Source organism: Oceanobacillus picturae (assembly GCF_000612865.1).
Classification (GTDB): domain Bacteria; phylum Bacillota; class Bacilli; order Bacillales; family Amphibacillaceae; genus Oceanobacillus_B; species Oceanobacillus_B jordanicus.
In genome coordinates, this window is the sequence record NZ_CCAX010000003.1 from 143,132 (window position 1) to 156,492 (window position 13,361).

At 39.9% G+C, this 13,361-nt stretch carries 13 protein-coding genes; 6 read left to right on the top strand and 7 right to left on the bottom strand.

Annotated elements, in window-relative coordinates; genetic code table 11:
- Window positions 1-22: 22 nt before the first annotated feature.
- The 5 genes from BN988_RS15145 to BN988_RS15165 all read right to left on the bottom strand — a co-directional run bounded on the left by BN988_RS15145 (window position 23) and on the right by BN988_RS15165 (window position 3,855).
- Window positions 23-328, bottom strand: a complete 306-nt coding sequence (locus BN988_RS15145) for a PTS lactose/cellobiose transporter subunit IIA (protein WP_036577779.1) — start codon at window positions 326-328, stop codon at window positions 23-25.
- A 70-nt stretch (window positions 329-398) separates the two neighbouring features.
- Entirely contained in the window at window positions 399-1,685 is a 1,287-nt protein-coding gene (celB, locus tag BN988_RS15150) for a PTS cellobiose transporter subunit IIC (RefSeq protein ID WP_036577781.1), read from the bottom strand.
- Between the two features lie 22 nt (window positions 1,686-1,707).
- Window positions 1,708-2,016 carry a PTS sugar transporter subunit IIB gene (locus tag BN988_RS15155; RefSeq protein WP_036577782.1) on the bottom strand — a complete coding sequence of 103 codons (309 nt, stop codon included), beginning with the start codon at window positions 2,014-2,016 and terminating at the stop codon, window positions 1,708-1,710.
- Between the two features lie 274 nt (window positions 2,017-2,290).
- Complete coding sequence (locus BN988_RS15160) at window positions 2,291-2,713, bottom strand: DUF1801 domain-containing protein (protein WP_036577784.1); 423 nt, start codon at window positions 2,711-2,713, stop codon at window positions 2,291-2,293.
- 170 nt (window positions 2,714-2,883) lie between these two features.
- Window positions 2,884-3,855, bottom strand: a complete 972-nt coding sequence (locus BN988_RS15165) for an iron-hydroxamate ABC transporter substrate-binding protein (protein WP_315970425.1) — start codon at window positions 3,853-3,855, stop codon at window positions 2,884-2,886.
- A 184-nt stretch (window positions 3,856-4,039) separates the two neighbouring features.
- On the opposite strand from BN988_RS15165, the gene BN988_RS15170 reads away from it, so the two are divergent.
- Window positions 4,040-5,083: a FecCD family ABC transporter permease gene (locus BN988_RS15170; RefSeq protein ID WP_036577786.1), complete on the top strand. Its 1,044-nt coding sequence runs from the start codon at window positions 4,040-4,042 to the stop codon at window positions 5,081-5,083.
- The gene (locus BN988_RS15175; RefSeq protein WP_036577787.1) at window positions 5,080-6,093 is read left to right on the top strand and encodes a FecCD family ABC transporter permease; all 1,014 of its coding nucleotides are present in this window, start codon (window positions 5,080-5,082) and stop codon (window positions 6,091-6,093) included. The genes BN988_RS15170 and BN988_RS15175 overlap by 4 nt, the downstream gene beginning before the upstream one ends.
- A gap of 351 nt (window positions 6,094-6,444) precedes the next feature.
- On the opposite strand, the gene BN988_RS15180 is transcribed toward BN988_RS15175, so the two are convergent.
- Both BN988_RS15180 and BN988_RS18435 read right to left on the bottom strand, forming a co-directional pair.
- Window positions 6,445-6,870 carry a pyridoxamine 5'-phosphate oxidase family protein gene (locus BN988_RS15180; RefSeq protein WP_036577788.1) on the bottom strand — a complete coding sequence of 142 codons (426 nt, stop codon included), beginning with the start codon at window positions 6,868-6,870 and terminating at the stop codon, window positions 6,445-6,447.
- Between the two features lie 181 nt (window positions 6,871-7,051).
- Window positions 7,052-7,432 (bottom strand): helix-turn-helix domain-containing protein, encoded by a 381-nt coding sequence (locus BN988_RS18435; RefSeq protein WP_051558025.1) that lies wholly within the window; start codon window positions 7,430-7,432, stop codon window positions 7,052-7,054.
- A 202-nt stretch (window positions 7,433-7,634) separates the two neighbouring features.
- On the opposite strand from BN988_RS18435, the gene BN988_RS15190 reads away from it, so the two are divergent.
- The 4 genes from BN988_RS15190 (at window position 7,635) to BN988_RS15205 (ending at window position 13,361) form a co-directional block, all read left to right on the top strand.
- Window positions 7,635-8,024, top strand: coding sequence for a hypothetical protein (locus BN988_RS15190; RefSeq protein WP_051558026.1), 390 nt, complete (start codon window positions 7,635-7,637; stop codon window positions 8,022-8,024).
- Between the two features lie 96 nt (window positions 8,025-8,120).
- The gene (glcT, locus tag BN988_RS15195; RefSeq protein WP_036577791.1) at window positions 8,121-8,957 is read left to right on the top strand and encodes a glucose PTS transporter transcription antiterminator GlcT; all 837 of its coding nucleotides are present in this window, start codon (window positions 8,121-8,123) and stop codon (window positions 8,955-8,957) included.
- A 252-nt stretch (window positions 8,958-9,209) separates the two neighbouring features.
- Complete coding sequence (gene ptsG / locus BN988_RS15200; RefSeq protein WP_036577793.1) at window positions 9,210-11,270, top strand: glucose-specific PTS transporter subunit IIBC; 2,061 nt, start codon at window positions 9,210-9,212, stop codon at window positions 11,268-11,270.
- A 744-nt stretch (window positions 11,271-12,014) separates the two neighbouring features.
- Window positions 12,015-13,361 (top strand): sodium/glutamate symporter, encoded by a 1,347-nt coding sequence (locus BN988_RS15205; RefSeq protein ID WP_036577794.1) that lies wholly within the window; start codon window positions 12,015-12,017, stop codon window positions 13,359-13,361.

Sequence of the window (13,361 nt, forward strand, 5' to 3'; positions counted from 1 at the left end):
TCCTACTGCACTTGATGCCTTATTACTTATTCCGGTAAATTTCAATAATTTCAATCGCAAGATCTCGAACAGTCATTGCAGTCATTAAGTGGTCCTGTGAATGAATTAACATTACGTTGATTAAGTTCTCTTCTCCATTTGCTTCTTTTTGTAGGAGTTGTGTTTGATAAGAATGGGCTTTCCCTAACTCTTCCCCAGCTTCTTCTACCAATCGATCTGCCTCAGCAAAATCTCCCTTTTTTGCCTCCTGGATTGCTTCCATAACGTTGGATTTTCCATTTCCAGCAAATAATATTATTTGAAAAGCAATTTCTGTTGTTGTCTCCACAAGCTATCCACCTCGAAAGTCTATTATTATCGTTACACGTTTACTTTTTTGAAATAATCTAGAAGCCTACTTAGCTAGCTTCTTTTCTTTCTGTCTCGTAATAGTTTTTATCCAAAATCTTTAAGAATGGCCACCATATGACAATTACTACGAGTAAATTAAAGGCTTGTAACACACCGCCCTGCCAGGCATTTCCTGTGGCTAGGAATCCATTTAATATAGGAGGTGTCGTCCATGGAACAATAACACCAGCTGGTGGTGGCACAATGCCTGAATACATTGCAAAGTAAGTGATAAGTGTTACTACTACAGGTGCAACCAACCATGGAATTAAGATTAATGGATTCATAATAATTGGCAATCCAAAAATAATTGGTTCATTCACATTAAATAATCCTGCTGGCGCCCCGAGTTTTCCTAGCTCTTTTAATTGTCTACTCTTTCCAATCATAAAGATTAAAATAATTACTGCAAGCGTCATACCAGATCCGCCCATCCCTACCAAAAACGAATCTATAAATTGCTTGGTTATAATATTCGGTAATTCCGTACCTGCCTGAAATGCTGAAAGGTTTTGATCATTAAGCGCATACCAAATCGGATCAAATACGGAGTTGACAATAATTTGACCATGCAGTCCGAAAAACCAGAAGACCTGAATTAATAAAACCGCTATGATCGTTGCAGGTAGACCGCTTCCAAGTACAGTCAATGGCTGTTGAATAACACTATAAATAAAGTTCTGTACTGTCTCAAAGCCTGTATAACTAAATATGATACGGATTAACAAGAATACCGTTAAGGTTAACGTTATCGGAATTAAGGCACTAAACGACCTGGACACAGCACCAGGGACACCCGCTGGCATTTTAATAGTCCAATCTTTTTTTACAAAATAGCGATATAATTCTGCTGATATAAACGCTGTAAAAATACCTAGAAACATTCCTTCTGCCCCAAGAACGGAGGTAGGAATAACACCAGATACCCCATCCAGAACCTGTGGTGTCATAATTAAGAATGCGGCTAATGCTACAACGCCACCATAGATGGCTTCTCCACCGTAGTGTTCCGTCAGTTTATAACCAATACCTATCATTACAAAGACACCCATAATACTTAAGGTCGCTGCAGATGCCGGACCGAGCGCGTTTTGATATGCAGTAAATGCTTCCTCACTGATCATCTTATCCAGAAAAGGAAAGTTAGCAATTACGACAAAGATAGAACCAAAAATGATTAATGGTAATGCAACCATAAATCCATCTCTTAAGGCAGACAAATAACGATTATTATTTAGCTTATCTGCAATTGGCAATAACATGTTCTCTAAAAAATTCATGAACTTACTATTCATGATCGTTCCCCCTCTTCATCTGTTAATTCTCCATTAACTCTAAGGCCTTATTGAGGACAGCTTCCCCATCCACTCTCCCATATGCGATTGGGTCAATCACATCAAGCGGGATGCCGTGTTCCTCTGCAACTACCGTGTACTTCTTTTTCATAAATCGCATCTGCGGTCCGATTAGCAGCACATCTGCTTTTTCGACTTCTTTCACCACTTTGTCCTGTGCAACTGCCCAAATGTTTACTTCTATTCCTTTCTCTGCAGCCTTCTCTTCCATTTTGGAAACGAGTAAGCTTGTAGACATTCCTGCTGAACATGCTAGCATTATATTCTTCATGTTGGTTCCTCCTTGTTTTTCTACTACATCAAGTATATTTTAAAAGCGCTTTCAACTGAACACATTGATTTTCCGTCATATAGCGGAAATGGTTAAACGCTTTAAATTTCGTAACGACTTCGCAACTACAGTTAAAAATATTGTCCATACGAAAACGCTACAGAAATCCGTGCCTCTACAAACTTTGACATTTGTTTCATTGTTCTACCTTCTACGCAAAGCCTTTCTTTATTCAAACGTAAAAGGTGCCCATTTGAGGGCACCTTTAGGGAAATTATTCTACTGAATATGTTTTTTTAAGAAAGGTAATAGACTGTGTGATGAGCTCTTTTAAGACCGATACATCTATATCGTCCAACTTATTAATATACACACAGGATTTCCCGGACTTATGCTTACCAATCTTTTTTAGCAATGCTTCTCTTTCTGTGTCACCGGTAGCAAAATACAGACTAAAATTTGCCTTTCGAGGTGAAAAGCCTACAAGCATTGCATCCCCCTGATGACCGGTTTTATATTTGTAGTGGTATGACCCAAACCCAATTATACTAGCTCCCCACATCTTAGGTGGATATCCTGAGGTTTCCGTAAAAATCTCTAAAAGCTTGTATGCGTCTTCTCGTTTTCTAGTGTTTTCTATCTGTTCAATAAACTCCACTACACTTGCCTCGTTTTCCTTTGTTTTCTGCTCATACAATGTACATACCTTCCCTTCCTTGGAATGTTATGTTGCCAAGCAATAGGTGTCAATCATGTTAGATATTCATATAGTAGCATATCTGTTCAATCATTTTTCAGACATTAGTAAATTCATGCACAAAAAAACACCTTGGCTCAGCGAAACGGAGTCTAGGTGTTTTTTTGTGCTTATTCTTTTACACTTTCGAGTACATCATCAATGATTTGAGAGTTGGCGATAGGTCCAGTATAAAGCCAAGCTGAATCCCCAGAGAATTCATAAATATTCCCTTTTTTTACTGCAGGGATATTTTGCCAGATTGGATCCTCAAGCATTTTCGATCCACTCTCACTGTCATCGTTAGCTAGAAAAATGTGATCTGCATCTAATTCAGCCAATTTTTCCAAGGAGATTTCAGACCAGTTTTGAACCGAATCTCCGGAAATTTCTTTCACGACGTTCGGTGTAGTTATTCCTAAATCATTGTAAAGCACATCCCCACTAGAGAGATTTTCATTTACAATGTAAAAAGTATCACTAAATAACCAAAGGGCTACGGCAGAGTCAGAACCGATAGCAGCATTGATTTCTTCTTTGGCACTCGCTGCCTTTTCTTCATATTCTGCTAGTACTTGTTCAGCCTTGTCTTCTTCTCCGAACACTTTTGCTACTTCTTCAAGCTCAGCACGCCACTCATTATTTTGCTCATTTCCTACTACATAAGTTGGTGCTATCTTAGAATACTGGTCATATTTATTTCCTTCTACCATTTCTGCTGAATCCATAATAAGTAAGTCGGGTTCAAAGCTTGCCACGGCCTCGTATGGAAGGTCACTTGGTATAGTTGGAACGTCGCCAAGGTCATCCTGTAAATAGTCCTGCACATCTTCTCCATCACGAACGGACCATTGCGCAACAGGTGTAATATCAAGTGCTACTAAATAATCCTCTAAGTAGGAGGCGATAACGTTTTCCGGATTGGCAGGTATCTCTACTTCATTTCCTGCTGCATCGGTAAGAGTACGAGCTTGTCCTTCCTGCGTTTCTTCGTTGCTTCCGTCCTCCGAAGCATTCTCACTATCTTCGTTTCCTCCACAAGCTGCAAGCAATAAAACTAAAAATAAAATGCCCATTAGCACGAAACTTTTATTTAATTTCATTCTCATTGTTCTCCTTTATGTTGAATATTTCAGTAACTTTCCTAATGATAACAATTTTCATTCTCATTTACAATAAAATTATTTATTCCAGATTCAAGAGAGTTTCTTATGTTATTGTTGCATGCTATCCCTTATAATATAATGGCAACAGTTTTAATTTTGTTTTATACGGGGAGTAACTTTTATGTCTTTTTTAAATAGATTTTCTGCTGCAAAGGGGTACAAGCAATCAAGGCCAATGGTGGCTACGTTTATCTTAACTGGTGGCTTGGTAATACTTATTCTTTGTATTGCCTTCTCTATTCTTTATGGGAGTGCTGATATTAAAGTAAGTACCATCTGGCAGAGTTTAGTGCAATTTGACACATTACAAACATCTCATCAAATTATACGTAATCTACGAATTCCAAGAGCCTTGGCAGCTACTTTAATTGGTGCAGCTCTCGCTGTTTCTGGTTCTATTATGCAAGGTATGACACGTAATCCACTAGCTTCCCCTTCTATTATGGGAGTCACTGCTGGTGCTACGTTTATGATGGCCGTTTCTTTCGCCCTTATGCCAGGTGCCTCAAATGTAATCGTTATGATTTGGGCTTTTCTCGGCGCCGGATTGGGTGCAGGCATCGTGTTCGGTGTCGGATCATTGTCCAAATCTGGGTTGACTCCTGTAAAGTTGGCCCTTGCTGGTACAGCAGTAACTGCTTTGCTTAGCTCCATTTCCTCTGCGATTGCCATTCACTTCAATATAGCCAAAGATTTAAGCTTTTGGTATGCAGGCGGTGTCGCCAGTGTGCAGTGGATCCATGTCCAATTGCTGGCTCCTATAGTTGTAGTAGGCTTAATAGTTGGACTGGCATTAAGCAGTTCCATTACCGTTCTCAATCTTGGTGAAGACCTTGCAAGGGGACTTGGCCAAAAAACACTTCTTGTTAAAATTATTGGGACCCTCGTTGTCTTGCTGTTGACAGGGGCTGCGGTTTCCATTGCCGGAACCATTGGATTTATTGGGCTAGTCATCCCACATATTACACGTTTTCTTGTAGGTACAGATTACCGTTGGATTATTCCGTGCTCCGCCATACTTGGAGGTATATTACTAGTGGGAGCTGACACGGTTTCCAGAATGGTTAACCCACCATTTGAAACACCTGTCGGGACCATTACGGCATTAGTTGGTGTGCCTTTCTTCCTGTATCTTGCACGTCGTGAAGGGAGAGCAAAGCAATGAAAAAACTAACCCCAACAAAAAGAGCTTGGCTAGTGGCGGCTTCTTTGTTTATAGCAATTCTCCTTACGCTTATAATTAGTTTAAACTTAGGAGTTATGCAAATTTCGCCTGTCGATGTTTGGAAAACCCTCACAGGGAATGGAACATCGCAAAGCAGCTTAATCCTATTCGACTTTCGTCTGCCACGCATGGTAATGGCCCTTCTGATCGGAGCTGGTATGGCCGTCTCTGGGGCAATCCTGCAAAGCGTGACACAAAATGAATTGGCCGACCCAGGTATTATTGGAATAAATGCTGGTGCTGGCTTTGCCGTGGTTCTATCTATTTACCTGTTTCAATCTGGTACAATAACGGCATCTACAGCGTCGGTCTTTCTGTTGCCAGCAGCAGCCCTAATCGGTTCTGTCGTGGCAGCTACCTTGATCTATGCGATTTCTTGGAAAAACGGGGTTTCCCCTATTCGACTTATCCTTGTTGGAATTGGAATTAACGCTGCATTCTCTGCTTTAATCATCGTTTTCCAATTGAAAATGGACCCAAACGATTTTACGAGAGCCACCGTTTGGCTATCAGGGAATATTTCAGGTACAGATTGGACCTACGTTTATGCTTTACTGCCATGGATCTTAATTCTTTTACCCTATACTTTTTTCAAGGCAAATACACTAAACACAATGAACCTTGGGGATGATATCGCAAAGGGCCTTGGTACAAAGGTGGAACGGGAAAGAATGCTCTTATTACTCGCTGCAGTAGCCCTTGCAGGCTCAAGTGTAGCCGTAGGCGGCGGTATTGCATTTCTTGGCCTTGTCACACCACATTTAGTCAAAAAATTAGTAGGAACGAGACATCAAGCTATATTGCCAATTACGGCACTGATGGGTGGGTTCCTTCTTCTTGTCGCTGACACAGTAGGAAGAAACATTCTTTCTCCTTCTGAAATCCCCGTAGGCCTCGTAGTTTCCGTAATCGGCGGCATATATTTCATCTACCTGCTCATTAAGTCTTAAATCAATAACAGGTAAGCAGAACTAACGAAGAAATATATTCAAATGGATGAGGAAAAAGAAAATTAAGCAAGAAAAAGGGACACTTAGGTATTGTAAAAACAGTTCGAATACTTCCGGATAATCCCTAATTTTTTGTTATCTGAATCACACTTTAGCGAAGGAAAAATGCGGAGACTCCTGTGGGAACAGCACGAGTCCGAAGGCCCCACAAGAAGCGATCTTTGCTTCTGAGGAGACTAAGGTCGTGCCCACGGAAAGCGGAGCATTTTTTCCGTAGCGGAGATTAAGCAGTCTTTTTTCTTATTTTTTTTTAAAAGGCTGGGACGTTATGTCCCAACCCTTTTTCCTTTTTTACATTTCTAATTCTTTTGGTGGCTGCCCTTTTTTATTCATTAACCGAACTGCTACTGGCTCAACTTCCAGCACCACAAGGTTCGGATCATCCGGCCCATCAAAATACAACTTCATATGGTCATTCCATAAAGCCTTCTTTACTTCTTCGGAATCATTGAAACTTACTTTACCTTCGTATTCTACAAAGCTATCTCCAAATCCTTCTCCTTCATAGCCTAAAATGATATGCGTATAAGGATTTTCTTCTATCTCTTCTGTTTTATCCGTATCTTCATTCGTAGGTGTATAAAGTTTTAACCCTTCATTATGAAACGTCATATACCTGGAATGGGGCTTGTTGTTCTTTACTGTAGCCATTGTACCCACATGACTATTATCAAGTATATGCTCAACCTCTTTTTTGATTTCATTCTGGTTGTCCATGGATATACACTCCTTTTATTATATCTATAGGTATTATTCCATTTGGCCAAAGAAATTAAACACAAATATTCTATAGCGTGCATGATTAGATAAGCTCCATGAACACGAAAAAGCGACTAGTTCAGTAAAACCAGTCGCTTTTTATTTGCCTATCCTTGATTATTAGAATTTGCGTTATAGATCAGTGTCTTCTGCCGTAAGAACCGTTTAGTCTTCGTTCCGTTTGGCTTTTCACCATACGACGAGCCTTGATAAGTAAGATGGCATCTTCTACCTCTGCTTTGCTTAGCTCCATATGACCTACAAAGAGTTTATAGTCTTCCCATGTTTTATCTAGCTGCAAGTCGATTACTATTTTATGTTTCTCTTCTTTAAGAATATCATCAACCGTTACACCAAATAACTGCGCCATTTGGCAAAGGTGTTTAGGACTTGGTTCTCTTTTTCCAAGTTCATAGCTCCAAACAACGCTTTTGGTAAAGTGCAACTCCCTTGCAATTTCCTCTGGAGTATACCCATTTTCTTCCCTTAGTTTCTTTAATTTATCCCCTATCTCGCTCATATGTACCTCCTGCTTAACCATAAACTCCCTTTTGTTAAAAATTTGTATAGTTAATATCATAGCACATTTTTCCGAAATTTAAATGGTAATTTGCACTGTTCTGAAAAATACACATTCTGTTAACAAACTGGCTCTCTGCCTGTCATGATTTTATGGTTCTTTTCATAAACATTACTCATAAGGGAACCTAGGGGGAATGATGATGAATAACACCGAAATCGTTTCTGAAGAAGATGTAAAGCGCTACGATATATTAAATAAACAAAAGAAAGAACTGGAACAAGAAATGAATCGATTAAAGAAAAAATTTCATACTTACTTAGATGAAGAGTTAGGAAAAGACAAAGCAGGAGAAATTAGTCGTGGCCATTATGAGCTAAAGCGCCAAATTCGATCTAGTATTGCTTATGAAACAGACCTAACAATTAAAAAGCTAGAAGAGGCTAATCTTCAGGATTTTGTTCTCATTGAAAAAAAACCAGATACAGAAAAGTTAGAGGCAGCAATTAAATTGGGACTAGTAGAGAAAGAAATGTTTGAAGAATGTAAAAAGATTAAGTCAACACAAGCAATTGTAGTAAAAGAAGTTTAAAGGATAGTAGCTTTATTCTTATCCATCACATAATTAAAGTTCTTTTCATATTCCCTGGTATAATGCTATGATAGAGCTTTAAGGACGTGATAAAAAATGAATGATTACAAAGTCGTAAAGGCTCTCAATAATAATGTACTAATCGCCCTGGATGATAATCAGCGCGAAGTAGTCTTAATAGGTAAAGGGATTGGCTTTAACAAAAGTAAAGATTCCATCATTCCTGAAAATACAGTGGAAAAGCTATTTGTGCTGCGTAATGAAAAGGCGCAAGAACATTATAAGAGCCTAATCCCTGATTTAGACGAAAACACGCTAAATACTATCATTTCTTCTATTGAGATCATTCGAAGAAGAACACGAACTATACTTAGTGAAAAGGTCCATGTTGCGCTGACAGATCATATTCTGTTTGCCACTACAAGACTATTAAATGGAATGGCTATCAAAAATCCGTTTTTAACAGAGACGAAAGCGCTCTACCCATTCGAATATGAGGTCGCCGCTGAGGTAGTGGAATTTATCAATCATTCCATGCAAATAGACTTGCCAGAAGGCGAAATTGGCTTTATTGCTTTACACGTCCACAGTGCGATTACGGATAAAGCCGTCTCCGATGTAAATCGCTACTCCAAACTCATTATTCAGCTGATTGAGATGATAGAAGTGCAGTTGCGCGTAACGATTGATCGGGAAGGGATGGAATACGCCCGCTTACTCCGGCACTTACGCTATACCATTGAGCGGGTACTAAATGATGAAATAGTACAGGAGCCGGAAAAAATAGCTTCCCTATTGAAATCTGAGTATCCAACATGCTACAATCTTTCGTGGAAGATTATTAAAATTATGCAGCAAACGTTAAAAAAGCCCGTTTACGAAGCGGAAGCGGTATATCTGACGATGCATCTTCAACGGCTTATAACAAAATAATGAAACTTATACGTGTTACTGATTCGGTCAGGCATGAGTAGAGACGATTATGAAAAAATGATATGGGGAAATTGCCCTTTCATCTTTTTCATCGTATCTGTTCATGCCTTTTTTGTACGCTAGGAGAGTATAACGAGACATTTATATTTCGATTTCCCGAGTATCACGTACACATTCACTAAAAGAGAAACTGATGTGAATTTTTCTTATTTGCTTTCAATAATTAATGAATCAAGTATGGGAGGGTTTCCTTTGTTTAAAAAGGCTTTTGGCATCCTACAAAAAGTAGGAAAAGCTTTAATGTTGCCGGTAGCACTCCTGCCAGCAGCTGGTTTGTTACTTGGTTTTGGTAACGCAGCTCAACAGGAATCGATGCTTGAGTATCTGCCTTTTCTGAGTGCAGACTGGATTCAACTTATGGCAACCGTCATGGAAGATGCCGGTGGCATTATCTTTAATAACTTGGCACTTATATTTGCTGTCGGAGTAGCCATCGGATTAGCCGGTGATGGCACAGCAGGTCTTGCTGCAATTGTAGGCTACTTAGTATTAAACCAGGTAATGAGTTCCTGGGTTGGCGTGACACCTGAAACGGTAGCGGCAGATCCTGGCTATGCGACTGTGTTGGGGATACCTACCTTACAGACAGGCGTCTTTGGCGGGATTATTGTCGGGCTAATTGCCGCATTCTGTTATAACCGGTTCCACGATATTGAGATGCCTTCATTCCTTGGCTTCTTTGCAGGTAAACGGTTTGTACCAATTATTACAGCTGCTATAGCATTTGTAGCAGGTTTATTGCTACTCCTTATCTGGCCACCTGTACAACACGCGATGAATAGTGCATCTTACTGGTTAATTGAAGAGGGGACTTATCTAGCAGTGTTCTTCTTTGGATTTATTAAGCGATTACTCATCCCATTTGGTTTGCATCATATTTTTCACGCGCCTTTCTGGTATGAATTTGGTTCGTATACGACAGCTTCAGGAAATATTGTTCGTGGGGACATGACGATCTTTTTCGCCCAATTAAAAGATGGCGTTGCTATTACTGCTGGTAACTTTATGGCAGGTGAATTTCCAATCATGATGTTCGGACTTCCAGCTGCAGCGCTAGCAATGTACCATGCAGCAAAACCAGCTAAAAAGAAACTCGTTGCTGGATTATTAGGTTCTGCTGCGTTAACTTCCTTCTTAACAGGGATTACAGAGCCACTTGAATTTACATTTATGTTTATTTCACCACTGTTATTTTTCCTTCACGCTGTACTGGATGGACTCTCCTTTGTACTTATGACCATGTTCAGTGTAAACGTAGGATACACGTTCTCTGGTGGTGCGATTGACTTCGCCTTATTTGGAATACTACCTAACCAGGAACCATGGTGGATCACCATTATTCTTGGATTAATCTTTGCTGTCATTTATTACTTTATCTTTCGTTTCTTCATTAAAAAATTCAATTTGATGACGCCAGGACGTGAAGAAGATGATGAATTAGAAGGCAACTCCGAAACAGAAGCTGGTGACCTTGCCTATAACGTGCTAGAAGCAATAGGTGGACAGCAAAACATTTCGCATTTAGATGCCTGTATTACAAGACTTCGTGTATCCGTTAAATCAATAAAAGATGTAGACAAAGGCAGACTTAAGAAGCTTGGTGCTGCAGGGGTACTTGAAGTGGGTAACAATATTCAGGCTATATTCGGACCGCGATCGGAAACATTAAAAGGCCAAATGCAGGATATAATTTCAGGTAGAAGACCGCGGGTTACGGATCCTGATCAACAGGAAGAAGTTAAGCAACAGATTGAAGAAATAAATCCGGAAGCGATGCAGAACGAGGGCACAACAACTGAAGCGATCCACACACCACTGGAAGGGGAGATTGTCTCTATTACAAACGTACCGGATCAAGTCTTCTCTGCCAAAATGATGGGCGATGGTTTTGCTATCATACCAACAGATGGAAAAATCGTCTCTCCAGTCAACGGAACAGTAGTCAATGTTTTCCCTACAAAACACGCAATTGGAATCGAATCCGATGGAGGGAGAGAAATCTTAATTCATGTTGGAATTGATACGGTTCACTTGGATGGAATAGGATTTGAAACACTAGTTGAGCAAGGTGAGACAGTTAAGGTCGGGCAGCCTTTACTAAGTGCAGATCTGGATTATATTGCAAAGAATGCTACATCCATTATGACGCCAGTTGTCTTTACAAATCTTCAAGAAGGCGAAAGGCTTACCCTCCAAAAACTAGGTAAGGTTGCATTGAACGAAAAAAATATCATTCATATTGAGAAGCAATAAGTTAAGAATACTATCAAATCACCATGCCGAGCAGGTTCACGAACTCATAAAAAGTCGTATGCCCGCTCGGTTTTTCCTTTTTATCCAATTACACATGCCGATCACCCCTTTACCCTTTTCTCCAATGATGCAACTCTCTTTTTTCATCATTAAGAAATTTGGAAAGATATAATTTAGGCTAAAAGTCTTCCTTTTTTCCTACTTTTTGATATATAGTAAGAAAAGACTTCTAAATATGGGGGACTGCTCAAACGGTACATTATCTTATCTTTTTGGAAAAGAAATTAAAAGCTTCTAGAAAAGGTCCATTTATTTTTTAAAAACGGAAAAACCCATCTTCCAAGGTAACGCTCCCCTACACCAGCGTAAATGCCACAAGATACACCATATTTATAAGGAAATACTCAGTTGTTGTATGGTCCTGTCTTTACTTAAAGCAAGAATAAATTGAAAAACATTTCATGATACCCTCACTTGATAAGGTCTTATTTCATATCCATTGCCCACAAGGAAAAATCACAAACCATGCTTAACTGAAGTATTCCACACGTTTTTCACCTCATAGAGGATACCATTGTCGGTCATTATTGATCCCTAAGCTTGATCATAAGATAAGTTATATTCTGTACCATATACCAAACACATTGCACGAAGCCTATTCGAAGTCTAAGAGGTGCTTTGCTCTCCCAAGAGACTTTAAGACACAAAACCTCGTAAACACACAACAAAAAGGGAGGAAATTGAATGAATGAATTTACTATAGTAGCATTTATGATTGATATAAGTATTATTTCTGGATTATTACTAGCAGGAACGATTCTGCGGGCAAAGCTAAAATGGATGCAGGCACTCTTTCTCCCTGCAAGCATGATAGCCGGTTTTATTGGACTAGCCTTTGGTCCAAATGGGTTCGATTGGCTACCCTTTTCAGATCAATTTAGTTCTTATCCCGGACTTCTAATTGCCGTTATTTTTGCAGCCATACCAATCGGTGCAGCAAAGGTAAACTTGAAGGAAATTATTCATCGCGTAAGAGAGATGTGGTCGTTTTCCATGCTATTAACCCTTCTTATGTGGGGAGCTGGTGCACTATTTGGGCTGATCGTGTTAGTACCTCTTTTCTCAGATTTACCAACTGGCTTTGGATTAATTCTAGGTGCAGGTTTCCTTGGAGGACACGGAACAGCTGCAGCAATTGGCGAAGGCTTCCAATATTACGGTTGGGATGAGGCTATGGACCTTGCCATGACGTCAGCTACTATCGGAATTTTAATTGCAGTACTTGGTGGATTGGTTTTGGTAAAACGAAGTACCGAAAAAGGACATACGAAATTCATCCAAAGCTTTAAGGATCTACCAAACGAATTGCGTACAGGGTTAATGGAAAAAACAGAGCGCACTGCAATGGGTGAAGAGACTGTATCACCTAGCTCAATTGACCCGCTTGTTTTGCATATTTCCATTATTGCGCTGGTCATCGGGATTTCCTATTGGGTATCTGACATTTTACAAAAGGCCATTCCTGCAGTGTCCATTCCATTATTTAGTATTGCTTTTATTTTGGCTCTGCTTTTTCAAGTCGCAAGCCGCAAAGTAAAGGCAGATGAGTATGTGGATCAACGGGTAATGGAACGTATAGGTGGAACAGCAACAGATTATCTTGTAGCAATCGGGATTGCTTCCATTAATATAACGGTTGTGGTAGATTACGCTCTTCCACTAGCTCTGCTCTTCCTATTTGGAACGATTTGGGCCTATATTCTGTTTCGTTTTATTGGGCCTAATATCTTTAAAGACTTTTGGGTGGAAAAATCCTTGTTCGGTTGGGGTTGGAGTACTGGTACGGTGGCAATGGGACTTGCCCTGCTTCGGATTGTAGACCCAGAGTTAAAAAGTAAAACGACCGATGATTATGCCCTAGCGTATATCGGCGTAGCACCTTTTGATATTGCGATTGTTACTTTCGCCCCTATGCTGGTGGCATTTGGGTTTACTTGGGTCATCCCACTCGTCTTGTTAGTGGCGGGAGCTATCATCATTTATGTAAATCGATCATTCGGTCTATGGGGAAGACGAAAACTCGATCAATAA